This is a genomic window from Streptomyces sp. CNH189, assembly GCF_000527195.1.
Window position 1 is genome coordinate 80,093 of sequence record NZ_AZUS01000020.1, and the last position, 14,464, is coordinate 94,556.

Genomic DNA, 14,464 nt, shown 5'->3' on the forward strand with positions numbered 1-14,464 from the left:
AATGTCCACGCCCGCGCCGCCCCGTCAGCGATCCGACGACTCTTCACTCCTTCGGGGAAGGCCGGAGAACGTTTTCGATTTCCGGGGTACGGCTGTTCGCCGCCGTCACCCTCCCGTGCCCCGCCGGCGGGCGCGCCCTACGCGACGACGCGCCCGTTCAGCACCACCCGGCGCGGACCGGTCAGTACCCGGAGGTCCGCGCGCGGGTCGGCGTCGTAGACCACCAGGTCGGCCGGGGCGCCCTCCTCCAGACCGGGGCGGCCGAGCCACGCCCTGGCCTTCCAGGTGCCGGCGGCGAGCGCCTCGACGGGCGGGAGGCCGGCCTTGGCGAGCTCCGCGACCTCCTCGGCGGCGAGCCCGTGCGGGAGGGTGCCGCCGGCGTCGGTGCCGACGAAGACGGGGATGCCGGCGTCGTACGCGGACCGCACGGTGTCGTAGCGGCGCTCGTGCAGCCGGCGCATGTGCGCGGACCAGCGCGGGAACCTGCCCTCGCCGCCGTCGGCGAGCGCGGGGAAGGTGGCGATGTTGACCAGGGTGGGGACGATCGCCACGCCCCGCTCGGCGAACAGCGGGATGGTGTCGTCGGTCAGCCCTGTGGCGTGCTCGACGCAGTCGATGCCGGCCTCGACCAGATCGCGCAGGGAGTCCTCGGCGAAACAGTGGGCGGTGACGCGGGCGCCGAGCCGGTGCGCCTCGGCGATCGCCGCCTCGACGGCGCCGCGCGGCCAGCAGGCCGACAGGTCGCCCAGATCGCGGTCGATCCAGTCGCCGACCAGCTTCACCCAGCCGTCGCCGCGCCGGGCCTCCTGGGCGACGTACGCGACGAGGTCGTCGGGCTCGACCTCCCAGGCGTAGCCGCGGATGTAGCGGCGGGTGCGGGCGATGTGCCGCCCGGCCCTGATGATCTTCGGCAGGTCCTCGCGGTCGTCGGTCCAGCGGGTGTCCGAGGGCGAGCCGGCGTCACGCAGCAGCAGGGCGCCGGCGTCCCGGTCGGTGAGGGCCTGCTTCTCGGCGACGTCCTCGGGGACCGCGCCGTGCCGGTCGAGACCCACGTGGCAGTGGGCGTCGACAAGACCGGGCAGCACCCAGCCGTCGACGGTGCGGACGTCGCGGGCGCCGGCCGGACGGTCGTAGGAGATGCGGCCGTCGACCACCCACAGCTCGTCACGGACCTCGTCGGGGCCGACGAGGATCCGTCCCTTCACGTGCAGCACCGCCTGATCGTTCATGCCCCGCACGATAGTTCGTCGCCCGCCGCCCCGTGCGGGCGCTCCCGCCGCGGCCCCGCCGAGGAGCCCGACAGACGTCCGCCGCTTGCGGTGACCGCCCGCCCGGGGTCCGTCCTGCCGGCGCGGACCGCCGGAAGGGCGGTCCTGTCGGTCACCGTCGTTCTAGTCCGACTTGCCCACCTGGTCCGACGTCTCCTCCTCGACCTGCGCCATGGCGGGGTCGAGCAGGCGGGAGAGGAAGTGGCGGGTGCGCTCGTGCCGGGGCGCGCCGATGACCTGGGCGGGGCTGCCGTCCTCGACGATCACGCCGCCGTCCATGAACACCACCCGGTCGGCGACCTCGCGGGCGAAGGTCATCTCGTGGGTGACGACCATCATCGTCATGCCCTCGTCGGCGAGCATCCGCATCACCGCGAGCACGTCGCCGACCAGCTCCGGGTCGAGCGCCGAGGTCGGCTCGTCGAACAGCATCACCTCGGGGCCCATGGCGAGCGCGCGGGCGATGGCGACGCGCTGTTGCTGGCCGCCGGAGAGGGAGGACGGGTAGGCGTCGGCCTTCTCCGCGAGGCCGACCCGTTCCAGGTTCTCGGCGGCGACCTTCGCGGCCTCCGCCTTGCCGCGCCGGAGCACCCGGCGCTGCGGCAGCGTGAGGTTCTCGGTCACGGTCAGGTGCGGGAACAGGTTGAACTGCTGGAACACCATGCCGATGCGGCGGCGGACGGCGTCGATGTCGACGTCCGGGTCGGTGAGTTCGGTGCCGCCGACGAAGACCTGGCCCTCGGTGGGTTCCTCCAGGAGGTTCACGCAGCGCAGCAGGGTCGACTTGCCGGACCCGGACGGGCCGATGACGCAGACGACCTCGCCCTGGCCGATCTCCAGGTCGATGCCGCGCAGCACGTGGTTGTCGCCGAACGACTTGTGCAGACCGCTGACGCGGATCTCCGGGCGGCTCATTTGACGGCCTCCTGGGCCTTGGCCTCCATGCGGCGCACGACGAAGCCGAGCGGGATGGTGATCAGCAGGTAGCACAGGCCGGCCACCAGGATGGGCGTGGAGTTGGCGGTCTGGCTCGCCAGGTCGCGGCCGTACTTGGACAGCTCGCGCTCCTCCAGGGTGACGCCGAGGAACAGCACCAGCGAGGAGTCCTTGAACAGCAGGACGAGTTCGTTGGTGAGCGGCGGCAGGATGATCCGGAAGGCCTGCGGGATGATGACGGAGACCATGGCCCGGGCGGGCGAGAAGCCCAGCGAGCGGGCCGCCTCCATCTGCCCCTTGGGCACGGCCTGGATGCCGGCCCTGATCGTCTCCGCCATGTACGCGGCGGCCACCAGGCCGAGGGCGAGGGCGACCTTGCCGTAGGTGCCGCCGATGATCTCCGTGCCGGGGAAGGCGAGCGGCACGGCGACGCCGATGAAGATGAAGATCAGCAGGGCCGGCAGGCCGCGGAAGATCTCGATGTAGATGCCGGCCAGCCAGCGGTAGGGCCCGACGGACGACAGCCGCATCAGCGCGATCAGCATGCCGAGCGCGAGCCCGACGGCGAAGCCGGTCACCGTGAAGAGGACGGTGTTCTTCAGCGCCAGCGTGATGACCTCAGGGAACATCCGCTCGGCGATGTCGACCTGTGCGAACTGGTTCTGCAGGCGGCCCCAGTCGGCCGTGACCGCGAAGGCGATCACGGCCGCGACGAACACGGCGTACTGGATGCCGCGCGACACGCTGCGCTTCTGGCGCCGGGTCAGGCCCTTCCGCTTGGGCTGGAGCGGCGTCCTCTCCGTGTCGGCCACGGGATCAGGACGCGGCCGGCGAGGCGGCCGACTCGTCGTACGGGCCGATCCACTGCTCGTACAGCTTCTTGTACGTGCCGTCGGCCTTGGCGTCGGCGAGCGCCTTGTTCACGGCCTTCTGGAGGGCGGTGTTGCCCTTCTTCACCGTGAAGCCGTACTGCTCGCCGGTGTCGATCTGCTCGGCCACCGTGAAGGCGTCGGCGTTGGCCTTGTCCTTCAGCCAGCCCTGGACCACCGGGTAGTCGATGACGACGGCCTTGACCTGGCCGGTGCGCAGGCCGTTGAGGACGGCGTCGGAGGACTCGAAGGAGACCGGGTCGAAGCCCTGGCCCTTGACGTAGTCCTCTCCGGTGGTCTGCGCCTGGGCGCCCAGCTTGACGTTCTTCGCCTTCACGTCGGCGAGGGAGGTGACGCCGCTGTCCTTGTCGACGAGGACGGCCTGGGTGGCGTTGAAGTACGGGTCGGAGAAGTCGACGTTCTTCTTCCGCTCGTCGGTGATGGTCATGCCGGCCGCGGCCAGGTCGCACTCGCCCGAGTTGAGGAAGGCGCCGGTCTTGAAGTTCTCGAAGGGGGTGTCGAGGATCTGCTGCTTCACCCCGAGGTCGTCGGCGACCAGGTCGATCAGGGCGACGTCGAAGCCCTGCACCTTGCCGTCGATCTCCGACTGGAAGGGCGGGTAGGGCAGGTGGGTGCAGGTGGTGAGCTGGCCCGCCTTGACGAGCTCGACCCCGCCGGCCGCGGTGGTGGACCCGCTGCCTCCGTCGTCGGTGGAGGTGCAGGCGGCGAGGAGGACCATCCCGGCCGTCGCGGTGGTGGCGGCCAGGACTCGCGTCCGGCGGCCGAGGAGCGTCTTCACGGGTGCCTCCTGTCGGGGAACTGAATGTTCAGATTATAAGTAAAGGTTTGAGTGCCTCAAACCTGCCCTTGGTGCGGCGGCGCCCGGTACGGAACCTGGCTGTCCGGTCGCCCGTCGGGCGAAGGTTTACCCTCGACGTGGTCGTACGTACCCGCGCCGCCGTGAAGCATGAGCAAAGAGAGCACAGCCGTGACGAACCTCCTCCTCGACCTGCCCCCGCTGAGCGCCGCGCGCTTCGCCTCCATCGAGGACCGGGTGGCACGCCTGCTGGGCACCGGGCAGGACGTCGTGATCACGCAGGGCGAGGCACTGCTGCCGCTGGAGGGCGCGATCCGTGCCGCGGCCGGGCCCGGGACGACCGCGCTGAACGTCATCACCGGCCCCTACGGGCAGACCTTCGGCGACTGGCTGCGGGACTGCGGCGCCACCGTGATCGACCTGGCGGTGCCCTTCCACACGGCGGTGACGGCCGGGCAGATCCAGGACGCCTTCGCGGAGCACCCGGAGATCGACTTCGTGTCCCTGGTGCACGCCGAGGCGGCCACCGGCAACACCAACCCGGTCGCCGCGATCGGCGAGGTGGTGCGGGCGCACGGCGCGCTGTTCTACCTGGACGCCGTGGCGTCGGTCGGCGCGGAGCCGGTACTGCCGGACGCGTGGGGCGTGGACCTGTGCGTCATCGGGGCACAGAAGGCGATGGGCGGTCCCGCCGGGGTGTCGGCGGTCTCGGTGAGCGAGCGGGCGTGGGCCCGGATGGCGGCCAACCCGCGTGCCCCGCGCCGCTCCTACCTCTCCCTCCTCGACTGGAAGGAGCGCTGGATCGACGGCGGCCGCAAGGCTCTGCTGCACGCACCGGCGCAGCTGGAGATGCTGGCGCTGGAGGCGTGCGTGGAGCGGATCGAGGCGGAGGGCCCGGAGACGGTGATGGCGCGGCACGCCTCCGCGGCGGCCGCGACCCGGGCGGGTGCGCTCGCGCTGGGCGGCGGGATCGCGCCGTACGTCCACGACGCGGCCGACGCGGCGCCCGTCGCGACGACCCTGCGGGCGCCGTCCGGTACGACGGCGTCGGAGCTGGTCGCCCGTGCCCTGGCCGCCGACCCCGGCCTCCCGCTGGCGGCGGGCGGCGGCGCCCTGGCCCGCGAGATGATCCGCGTCAACCACTACGGACCCGACGCGACCCGCGGTACGGTCCGCGCCTGCCTGACGGCCCTCGCCACGGCCCTGACCGACGCGGGCCTGCCGGCCGACCTCCCCGCGGCCCTGACGGCGGCTGAAGAGGCCTGGCAGTAACCGGTACCCCTCGCCCGAGGGTGTCGTACGGCCGCGAACCCGACGCCGGCTGACGTCCCGTCCGCCCGCCAGGGCGTCTGCCGCGGGCGTCTGCCGCGGGTGCCTGCCGCGGGCGTCTGCCGCGGGTGCCCGCCGCGGGTGCCCGCCGCGAGTGTCTGCCCCGGGTGTCTGCCGCGGGTGCCCGTCGCGGGTCCCGCCGGGCGCGGCCGGAAAGGTGCGGTGGGCCGGCGGGGGCGTGGGCCTGTGACGGACGAGCGGGCGGAGCTCCGGAGTCCCGGCTGGACCATCACCGCGCGCCCCCGGCGCTGCGTACGCGCGGCACAACGGTCACACCGGTGTCCTGTGTCCTGCGGAAGCGCATCGGCGGAGTGACCGGCAGCTGAATTCACAGGGATTATCGAAATCCCTCGCACACATACTCCCGCGGCATTTCCCGGCTTATTTCCCTATTACCTTGCGGAACAGCTTCCCGTCTTCTTCTGCCCGGTTTCCCGGACCCTAAACGCCCTGATCCGAGAGGCGGCTACCGGGTGATTCCAGGGGCCGTCACGAGAGTTACACAGATGTGACCGGTTCCACATCGCGCCCGTTTTCACCCCTTTCATCCCGTGCAAACCAGGGCATTCCGCCGACGGTTCGCGCGGACCCACCCGTACGCGCGATAACACATGTCGCGCTCGTACGTAACCCCGACAGACGATGCAATTTTGAATTTACCTCGGTAAGTTCAATTCGCATGACTGCCGCACAAGCAGACCTGCAAATCGACCGCCCGACCGTGGCGGACGGAGCCGTGCTGTGGCGGATAGCCAGGGACTCGAAGGTTCTCGACCTGAACTCGTCGTACAGCTATCTGCTGTGGTGCCGTGACTTCGCCGCCACCTCGGCCGTCGCTCGCGACGAGAGCGGAGCACCGGTGGGCTTCATCACCGGGTACCTCCGGCCGGACAGCCCGCGCACCCTGCTGGTCTGGCAGGTCGCCGTCGACGAGACGCACCGCGGCCGGGGACTGGCCGCCGCCATGCTCGACGGACTGGCCGCCCGGACCGCCGCGGAGCACGGCGTGGACACCGTGGAGACCACCGTCGCTCCCGGCAACACGGCCTCCGAGCGCCTGTTCACCGCGTTCGCGGAGCGTCACGGCGCCCTGCTGGAGCGCGAGGTGCTCTTCGACGCCGGCCAGTTCCCCGACGGACCGCACGACCCCGAGGTTCTGTACCGCATCGGGCCGTTCGCCCTCTGACGGGCCGGCCCGCACCCCGATCTTCCGACTCCCTCTGACCTCCCACGCCACCGAGGAGCGATTCGTCGTGACCATCACCCAGCCCGACCTCAGCGTCTTCGAGACCCTCGAGTCCGAGGTACGCAGCTACTGCCGCGGCTGGCCCGCCGTCTTCGACCGTGCGCACGGCAGCCGCATGTACGACGAGGACGGCCACGAGTACCTCGACTTCTTCGCCGGAGCCGGCTCACTCAACTACGGGCACAACAACCCCGTCCTGAAACGCGCTCTGATCGACTACCTGGAGCGCGACGGCGTCACCCACGGCCTCGACATGTCGACGACGGCCAAGCGCGCGTTCCTGGAGTCCTTCCAGAACTACGTCCTGCGCCCCCGCGACCTGCCGTACAAGGTCATGTTCCCGGGGCCGACGGGCACCAACGCCGTGGAGTCCGCGCTGAAACTGGCGCGGAAGGTGAAGGGGCGCGAGTCCGTCGTGTCGTTCACCAACGCCTTCCACGGCATGTCGCTGGGCTCGCTCGCCGTGACCGGCAACGCCTTCAAGCGGGCCGGCGCCGGCATCCCCCTGGTGCACGGCACGCCGATGCCGTTCGACAACTACTTCGACGGCCAGGTCCCGGACTTCCTGTGGTTCGAGCGGCTCCTGGAGGACCAGGGCTCGGGCCTCAACAAGCCGGCCGCCGTGATCGTCGAGACCGTGCAGGGCGAGGGCGGCATCAACGTGGCGCGGCCCGAGTGGCTGCGCGCCCTGGCCGAGCTGTGCGAACGCCAGGACATGCTGCTCATCGTCGACGACATCCAGATGGGCTGCGGCCGCACCGGTGCCTTCTTCTCCTTCGAGGAGGCCGGCATCACCCCCGACATCGTCACCGTCTCCAAGTCGATCAGCGGCTACGGGCTGCCCATGGCGCTCACCCTGTTCAAGCCGGAGCTGGACGTCTGGGAGCCGGGCGAGCACAACGGCACGTTCCGCGGCAACAACCCCGCGTTCGTGACGGCCACCGCCACCCTGGAGGCCTACTGGGCCGACGGCTCCGCCATGGAGAAGCAGACCCGCGAGCGCGGCGAGCAGGTGGAGCAGGCGATGATCGCCATCACCGAGGAGAACCTCGCCGACGTCAAGGAGTACCGCGGCCGCGGCCTCGTGTGGGGCCTGGAGTTCCACGACAAGGAGCGCGCCGGCCGCGTCGCCAAGCGCGCCTTCGAACTCGGTCTGCTGATCGAGACGTCCGGCCCGGAGAGCGAGGTCGTCAAACTGCTCCCCGCCCTGACCATCACGCCGGACGAGCTGGACGAGGGCCTCACCGTCCTCGCCCGCGCCGTCCGCGAGACCGCCTGAAACACACACCCCAGCCGAGGAGGCATCGCAACACCGTGATCGTCCGTTCGTTCAAGGAGATCGAAGGCACCGACCGGCACATCAAGTCGGCGTCCGGAACGTGGGAGAGCAAGCGCATCGTCCTCGCCAAGGAGAAGGTCGGCTTCTCCGTGCACGAGACGATCCTGTACGCGGGTACGGAGACCGACATGTGGTACGCGAACCACATCGAGGCCGTCGTCTGCACCAAGGGCGACGCCGAGCTCACCGACCGCGAGACCGGGAAGACCTACCACATCACGCCCGGCACCATGTACCTCCTCGACGGCCATGAGCGGCACACGCTCAAGGTCAAGGAGGACTTCCACTGCATCTGTGTCTTCAACCCGCCCGTGACCGGACGGGAGGACCACGACGAGAACGGCGTCTACCCGCTGCTCACCGAGGAGGTGTGAGTCACCGTGACCACGACCACGCACGTCACCGATCTCTACCCGACCCGCGGTGCCACCGAGGTGGCGACCCCGCGGCAGGACCCGGTCGTCTGGGGCAGCCCGGACACGCCCGGCCCCGTCCCGCAGTCCGACCTCCAGGCGCTTGACCGCGACGGCTTCCTGGCCATCGACCAGCTGATCGGCCCGGACGAGGTCGAGGTGTACAAGCGGGAGCTCGACCGGCTGGTCGCCGACCCGGCGATCCGCGCGGACGAGCGCTCGATCGTCGAGCCGAAGTCCCAGGAGATCCGTTCGGTCTTCGAGGTGCACAAGATCAGCGAGGTGTTCGCGAATCTGGTGCGCGACGAGCGGGTCGTCGGCCGGGCCCGGCAGATCCTCGGCTCGGACGTGTACGTCCACCAGTCGCGGATCAACGTCAAGCCGGGCTTCGGCGCCAGCGGTTTCTACTGGCACTCCGACTTCGAGACCTGGCACGCCGAGGACGGTCTGCCGAACATGCGCACCATCTCGGTCTCGATCGCGCTCACCGAGAACTACGACACCAACGGCGGTCTCATGATCATGCCGGGGTCGCACAAGACGTTCCTCGGCTGCGAGGGTGCCACGCCGAAGGACAACTACAAGAAGTCCCTGCAGATGCAGGACGCGGGGACGCCGTCCGACGAGGCGCTGACCAAGATGGCGTCGGAGTACGGCATCAAGCTGTTCACCGGCAAGGCCGGCTCGGCGACCTGGTTCGACTGCAACTGCATGCACGGCTCCGGCGACAACATCACGCCGTTCCCGCGCAGCAACGTGTTCATCGTGTTCAACAGCGTCGAGAACACGGCGGTCGAGCCCTTCGCGGCCCCGATCCGCCGCCCCGAGTTCATTGGGGCGCGGGACTTCACGCCGGTGAAGTAGGCGCACGCGGTGCCTTGAGCGCACCACGGCAACAAGGCGGTGCCCCTGAGCGCACCGTGACAACACGGCGGTGCCCCTGAGCGCACCGTGACACAGACTGCGGGCCGGGCCTCCTCGTGTGGGACAAGGAGGCACCGGCCCGCTGCCGTGCGCTCAGCCGGACAGCGCGTCGAGCAGCCGGTCCACGTCGGCGGCGGTGTTGTAGAGGTGGAAGGACGCCCGCAGGTTGCCGGCGCGGTTCGACACCTGGATGCCCGCCTCGGACAGCCGCGGCTGCAGCCCGCCGAGCCCCGGCACGGACACGATCGGCGAACCGGGCGCGGGCAGCGGCGCACGGCCCAGCGTCGCGAGCCCCGCGCGGAACCTCTCGGCGAGGGCGAGGTCGTGGGCGCGGACGGCGTCCACCCCGATCTCCTCGACGAGTTCGAGGGAGGCCCGCAGTCCCGCGTAGCTGAACAGTGCGGGAGTGGTGTCGAACCGCCGCGCGGAGCGGGCGAGTTCGGCGACCGGGCCGTAGCAGCTGCCCCACGGGTCCTCGCCCGCGACCCAGCCGGCCTGCACCGGGATCAGGTCACCGAAGTCCTCGGGGACGACGAGGAACGCCGCGCCGTGCGGGCCGAGCAGCCACTTGAAGGTGATGCTGACGCTGTAGTCGTACGCGTCGGCCCTCACCGGCAGCCAGCCCGCCGCCTGGGAGAAGTCGACGTAGGTGCGCGCCCCGTGGGACCGGGCCGCGTCGCGCAGCGCGGGCAGGTCCGCGATCCGGCCGTCGGCGGACTGCGCGGCGCTGACCGCGACCAGCGCGGTGCCCGGCCGCACCGCGTCGGCCAGCCGCTTCAGCGGCGCGGCCCGCACCTTGAGGTCGCCGCGCGCGTGGAAGGGGTTCAGCACGGAGGTGAAGTCGCCCTCCGCGGTGAGGACTTCGGCGCCCGGCGGCAGGGACGCGGCGACCAGCGAGGAGTACAGGGCGACCGTCGCCCCGGCCGCCACCCGCTCCACGGGCACGCCCGCCAGGCGGGCGTACGCGGCGCGGCAGACCTCGACGTCGGCGAACAGCGGGTCGAGCGGACGCCCCTCCGCCCGCAGCCGCGCGGCCGCGTCCAGCGCGGACACGGTGCGGGCGGGCAGAAGGGCGCTGCTCGCGGTGTTCAGGTAGGTGTTCTTCGGGGTGAACTCGGCACGGACGAGGCTCTCGAAGGTCTCCATGGGACCACTGTGCGGTCCCGCCCACTCCCCGTCCATCGCGAGGTTCTGCGCGGTACCCCTAAGGGACGCTTATACGTCCGCGCCGGCCTGCGGGTTCTCCCGCTGAGGCACCTCGCACCCGTCCGGGCCGCACGCCTCGGCGTCCGTGCCGCCCGTGACGAGGGTCAGCGGCGACCGCTCGCCCCAGGCCTGGGTGAGCGCCTGGGTGAAGACCTCGGCGGGCTGGGCGCCGGAGACGCCGTACTTCCGGTCGAGCACGAAGAACGGCACCCCGCGCGCGCCGAGCTGCGCGGCCTCGCTCTCGTCGGCGCGGACCTCGGCGGCGTACGCCTCGGGGTCGGCGAGGACCGTGCGGGCGGCGTCGCTGTCGAGGCCGGCGGCGCCGGCGAGTTCCACGAGCCGTTGGTCGTCGCCGAACACGGACCGCTCCTCGGCGAAGTTCGCCCGGTACAGCAGGTCGAGCAGTTGTTCCTGGCGGCCGTGCTCGCGGGCGAAGTGCAGCAGGCGGTGCATGTCGAAGGTGCCGCCGTGGTCACGGCCCCGGGCGCGGTAGGGCAGCCCCTCGGCGGCGGCCTGGGCGCCCAGGTTGTCCTCGCCGGCCTCGGCCTGGGCCTCGCTCATGCCGTACTTCCTGGTGAGCATGGTGAGGACCGGCTCGATGTCGTCCTTGGCGCGGTGCGGGTCCAGCTCGAAGGAGCGGTGCACCACCTCGACGCCGTCACGGTGCGGGAAGGAGGCCAGCGCCTTCTCGAAGCGGGCTTTTCCGACATAGCACCAGGGGCAGGCGATGTCGCTCCAGATCTCGACGCGCATGGGCCGGCTCTCTCCAGGGTCGTACGGCTGCGGAGACTCCCCCCGCGAACGGATGAACGTTCAAGCAGTCGCGGACATTCCCCCGGCCGCGTGCTCAGCTTCCGTCGCGCAGGTCCGGCGGCCAGTGCAGCCGGTACTCGATGTGGTCGAAGGTCACCACGCAGCCCTCTCCCGTCGGCGACTGGGTGGCGAACCCGACCAGGGCGGCCCCGGTCTCCTTCTCGTCGCCGAGGGTGAACAGACGGACGAAGGTCCACTGCTTGCCGTCGCCCGAGGCGTGGAAGGCGAAGGCGCGTCCGGTGCGGCTCACCCGGAGCCAGAAGGAACTGCCGTCCACGGTGAAGGAGTTGGCGTCGTCGGAGTGACCTCGGGTGACCACCGTGCAGATGGTCGGCACGTTCGGGGAGTACTCCAGGCAGAGCTTGGCCCAGGCCCGCTCGCCGACGTGGACGTAGAGCACGCCCGCGTCGAAGGCGGCGCCGAAGCCGACCGTGACCCGGGCGATCAGCTGGAAGTCGCCCTCGGGCGCGCCGAGCAGCCGGGGCGCGTCGGCGGCGGACTCCGGCGACTCGCCGGTGGGCGGCACGAAGCGGTCCTGCCGCGGTCCGGCCCATCCGGTGAGGACGCCGTCCTCGTAGGCCCAGGAGCCCTCGGGGCCGTACGTCCGCAAGGGGAAAGGGAGTTCGGGTATGTCCAGGTCCATGACCGGATTCTTCCAGGCGGCGCCCCGGCCCGCGCGCGCGGTCCCCGTCAGCGGCCCTGGAAGGTGTCCAGGGCGACCGCCTGGGCGACCGCGAGCCGCAGGTCCAGGTCGGGCGCGAGCACGTCGATCAGGTAGCGGTCACGCAGCCCGATCTTCTTGTCGACCGTCATCACCGGCTTGCCGTCCGTCGTGAAGTCGAAGTGGTACGGCCACGCGAACGGCACCAGGTCGAGCGGCAGCCAGCCCCAGACCCGGCGCAGCACGGCCACGAACCGGTTGCGTTCACGGCCGACGGCGTCGGGCGCGCCGGGCTGTTCCAGCACCCACGTCGAGCACACCAGGGAGGTGAAGAACCGTTCGTGGAAGGCGCCGAGCGGTTTCCCCTCCGCGTCCAGCACGTCGAAGCCCTCGCCGGGGTCCAGCAGCGTGCGCTCCCTGACGGTGAACGCGACCCGGTCCCTGGACGCGTCGGTGAAGAAGGTCAGTTCCTCCTTGAGAGAGAACCGCCTCTGCTCGGCACAGGCGAGGACCCGTCCCTCGGAGCCGTCCGGCGCGGTCTCGGTGACGAGGTACCGGTCGGTCTTCAGGGTGGCCTTCTGCGTGACGGTGAAGCGCCGGCCGGCCCAGGGTCCCGTTGCCTCCACTGCTGTGCTCCCGGTGTCGGTGGAGGGTGTGCCGCCGGCGGAGGTCCTCACCGGCTCCGCCATCGTCGCGGGGCGGGCCGTGCGGGCGCAGTCTCCGGAAGTCGCGGTCCGCAACGACCGTAGGTGATACGGACGTTGACGGGCGCCGTTCACTTTCGTCGTTCGGGGCCGCTACGGAGGGAGGATGCCGGCGCCCCGGTGCGGGCCCCTAGGGTCGGGCGCGTGGACATGGCGCAGACATCTCGTACCGCGCGGCCGCTGCTGCCCCGGCTGGCCGCCGCCTCCCCCTGGTCCCGTGGACGGATCGCCGGGGAGACCGCCCTCGTGCTGGTGCTCGCCGGGACCGCGGGGGCGGCGTACTCCCTGGAGAGCGGGTCCGCCGCGCGGTCCTGGGCCCTCGCCGTGGCCGTCGGCGTGCTGACGCTGGTCCGGCGCTCGCTCCCGGCCACCGTGCTCGTCGTCTCGTCGGCCCTGGCCGGCTCGGTGCTCGGCACCGGCCCGCTGCTGATCTACGCGAGCTGGTCGGCGGGCAGCCGCACCAGGCGCCCCTGGCACGCGGTGGGCGCCTACGCCGCCGGACTGGTGCTGTACGCCGCCGGCGCCCTGCTCGGCGGCGGGGGCGAGGAGGCGCTGGAGTTCTCGCTGCTGCTGACGACGGCGCTCGGCGCGGGCCCCTATCTGGTGCTGGCGGTCGTGCCGGGGCTCGCCTCCCGGTACCGCGCCCAGCGCCGGGACCTGCTCGACGCGCTGCGCCGGCACAACGTCCAACTGGTGCGTGAGCAGGCGATGGTGGCCCGGCAGGCACGGCTGCTGGAGCGGCAGCGCATCGCCCAGGACATGCACGACAGCCTCGGTCACCAGCTCGCCCTGATCGCCGTGCACGCCGGGGCGCTGGAGGTGGACCCAGAGCTCGGCGACCGCCACCGGGAGGGCGTGGGCATCCTCCGGGAGGCCGCCCGGTCGGCGATGCGGGAACTGCGCGAGGCCGTCGGCATCCTGCGTGACGACGCGGACGAGCCGCCCGCGTCCGGGCCGGGCGCCGACGCGGAGGCGGCCGGTGCGCCGGCCGCCCGGGGTGCGGCGGGGCTGGACGCGCTGGTCGCGTCCTCGCGGGGCGCGGGTGTCCCGGTGGAGCTGCGCCGCTCGGGGACCGCGCGGCCGCTCGCGCCGGCCGCCGACCACGCGGTGTACCGCATCGTCCAGGAGGGCCTGACCAACGCGCACAAGCACGCGCCGGGCGCCCCGATCACGGTGGAGCTGCGCCACGAACCGGACAGCCTGGTGGTCGAGGTGGCCAACGGGCCGGTCCCGGCCGGGGTGCCCGCGGCGCCGCCCGCGATCAGTGGCGGCCAGGGACTGGCGGGACTGCGGGAACGGGCCCGGCTGGTCGGCGGCATGGTGCACAGCGGCCCGGCGCCCGACGGCGGGTTCCGCGTCGCGGGTGTGCTGCCGTACGGCGACGGGCCGGCGCCCGTCGGGCGGAAGGACACGACGTCCGTCGCACCGGCCGGCGACTTTCGGGGGCAGAGCGGGCGGGGCGCCGCGGGCGACGGTGGAGCGGACATCGACCGCTTCGATCCGCAGAAGGAGTACGCCGCCATCATGAGCACCAAGAAGAACGTCACCCTGGGGTGCGCCCTCGTCGCCGTCGTCCTCGTCGCCGGCACCGCCGCCCTGCTGGTGTGGGGGGTGGGGAAGCTGATCGACGAGGTGGAGAAGGGCGTCATACCGGCGAGCGTGTACGACTCCGCCCGCATCGGCGACGCCGAGGCGGACCTGCGCGAGGAGTTCCCGGACGGGGACTCCCTCCTGACCGACGGGGTGGAGAAGCAGGGCCCGCCGCTGCCCGAGGACGCGGTCTGCGAGCACTTCGTGGACGAGGACGAGGACATCGTCTACCGGTTCTGCTTCCGCGACGGGAAGCTGGTGGCCAAGGAGTCCTACCCGCACGAGATCTGACGGGCGGCCGGCTCGGCGCGGTGGCGGGATCGGGCATGATGGCAGGGCTTCGCCCTCA

14 protein-coding genes are annotated in these 14,464 nt (G+C 71.7%); 6 read left to right on the forward strand and 8 right to left on the reverse strand.

From position 1 onward, the window contains the following. Positions 1–137: 137 nt before the first annotated feature. The 4 genes from B100_RS0125245 to B100_RS0125260 form a co-directional block, all read right to left on the reverse strand. Complete coding sequence (locus tag B100_RS0125245; protein ID WP_024887198.1) at positions 138–1,229, reverse strand: amidohydrolase family protein; 1,092 nt, start codon at positions 1,227–1,229, stop codon at positions 138–140. A 162-nt stretch (positions 1,230–1,391) separates the two neighbouring features. Beyond that, positions 1,392–2,183: an amino acid ABC transporter ATP-binding protein gene (locus B100_RS0125250; protein ID WP_024887199.1), complete on the reverse strand. Its 792-nt coding sequence runs from the start codon at positions 2,181–2,183 to the stop codon at positions 1,392–1,394. Next, positions 2,180–3,016: an amino acid ABC transporter permease gene (locus B100_RS0125255; protein WP_024887200.1), complete on the reverse strand. Its 837-nt coding sequence runs from the start codon at positions 3,014–3,016 to the stop codon at positions 2,180–2,182. Before B100_RS0125255 ends, B100_RS0125250 begins: the two co-directional genes overlap by 4 nt. Positions 3,017–3,020: 4 nt before the next feature. Further along, entirely contained in the window at positions 3,021–3,872 is an 852-nt protein-coding gene (locus B100_RS0125260; RefSeq protein WP_024887201.1) for a transporter substrate-binding domain-containing protein, read from the reverse strand. 189 nt (positions 3,873–4,061) lie between these two features. Here B100_RS0125260 and B100_RS0125265 point away from each other — a divergent pair, with 189 nt between their 5' ends. The 5 genes from B100_RS0125265 to thpD all read left to right on the forward strand — a co-directional run bounded on the left by B100_RS0125265 (position 4,062) and on the right by thpD (position 9,081). Then, entirely contained in the window at positions 4,062–5,162 is a 1,101-nt protein-coding gene (locus B100_RS0125265; protein WP_024887202.1) for an aminotransferase class V-fold PLP-dependent enzyme, read from the forward strand. Between the two features lie 736 nt (positions 5,163–5,898). Beyond that, on the forward strand, positions 5,899–6,405 hold the full coding sequence (ectA, locus tag B100_RS0125270) for a diaminobutyrate acetyltransferase (RefSeq protein WP_024887203.1): 507 nt from the start codon (positions 5,899–5,901) through the stop codon (positions 6,403–6,405). A gap of 67 nt (positions 6,406–6,472) precedes the next feature. Next, on the forward strand, positions 6,473–7,744 hold the full coding sequence (gene ectB / locus B100_RS0125275; RefSeq protein ID WP_024887204.1) for a diaminobutyrate--2-oxoglutarate transaminase: 1,272 nt from the start codon (positions 6,473–6,475) through the stop codon (positions 7,742–7,744). 35 nt (positions 7,745–7,779) lie between these two features. Further along, positions 7,780–8,178: an ectoine synthase gene (locus B100_RS0125280; protein ID WP_024887205.1), complete on the forward strand. Its 399-nt coding sequence runs from the start codon at positions 7,780–7,782 to the stop codon at positions 8,176–8,178. A gap of 6 nt (positions 8,179–8,184) precedes the next feature. Beyond that, positions 8,185–9,081 carry an ectoine hydroxylase gene (gene thpD / locus B100_RS0125285; RefSeq protein WP_024887206.1) on the forward strand — a complete coding sequence of 299 codons (897 nt, stop codon included), beginning with the start codon at positions 8,185–8,187 and terminating at the stop codon, positions 9,079–9,081. Positions 9,082–9,234: 153 nt separating this feature from the next. Here thpD and B100_RS0125290 read toward each other — a convergent pair whose 3' ends face one another. The 4 genes from B100_RS0125290 to B100_RS0125305 all read right to left on the reverse strand — a co-directional run bounded on the left by B100_RS0125290 (position 9,235) and on the right by B100_RS0125305 (position 12,447). Continuing rightward, positions 9,235–10,287 (reverse strand): aminotransferase class V-fold PLP-dependent enzyme, encoded by a 1,053-nt coding sequence (locus B100_RS0125290; protein ID WP_024887207.1) that lies wholly within the window; start codon positions 10,285–10,287, stop codon positions 9,235–9,237. A gap of 69 nt (positions 10,288–10,356) precedes the next feature. Then, entirely contained in the window at positions 10,357–11,100 is a 744-nt protein-coding gene (locus B100_RS0125295; protein ID WP_024887208.1) for a DsbA family oxidoreductase, read from the reverse strand. A gap of 94 nt (positions 11,101–11,194) precedes the next feature. Then, positions 11,195–11,803: a DUF1349 domain-containing protein gene (locus B100_RS0125300; RefSeq protein WP_024887209.1), complete on the reverse strand. Its 609-nt coding sequence runs from the start codon at positions 11,801–11,803 to the stop codon at positions 11,195–11,197. A 47-nt stretch (positions 11,804–11,850) separates the two neighbouring features. Next, positions 11,851–12,447, reverse strand: coding sequence for an LURP-one-related family protein (locus B100_RS0125305; protein WP_024887210.1), 597 nt, complete (start codon positions 12,445–12,447; stop codon positions 11,851–11,853). 228 nt (positions 12,448–12,675) lie between these two features. On the opposite strand from B100_RS0125305, the gene B100_RS0125310 reads away from it, so the two are divergent. Beyond that, complete coding sequence (locus B100_RS0125310) at positions 12,676–14,406, forward strand: histidine kinase (RefSeq protein ID WP_064751482.1); 1,731 nt, start codon at positions 12,676–12,678, stop codon at positions 14,404–14,406. The last annotated feature ends 58 nt before the right edge of the window (positions 14,407–14,464 follow it).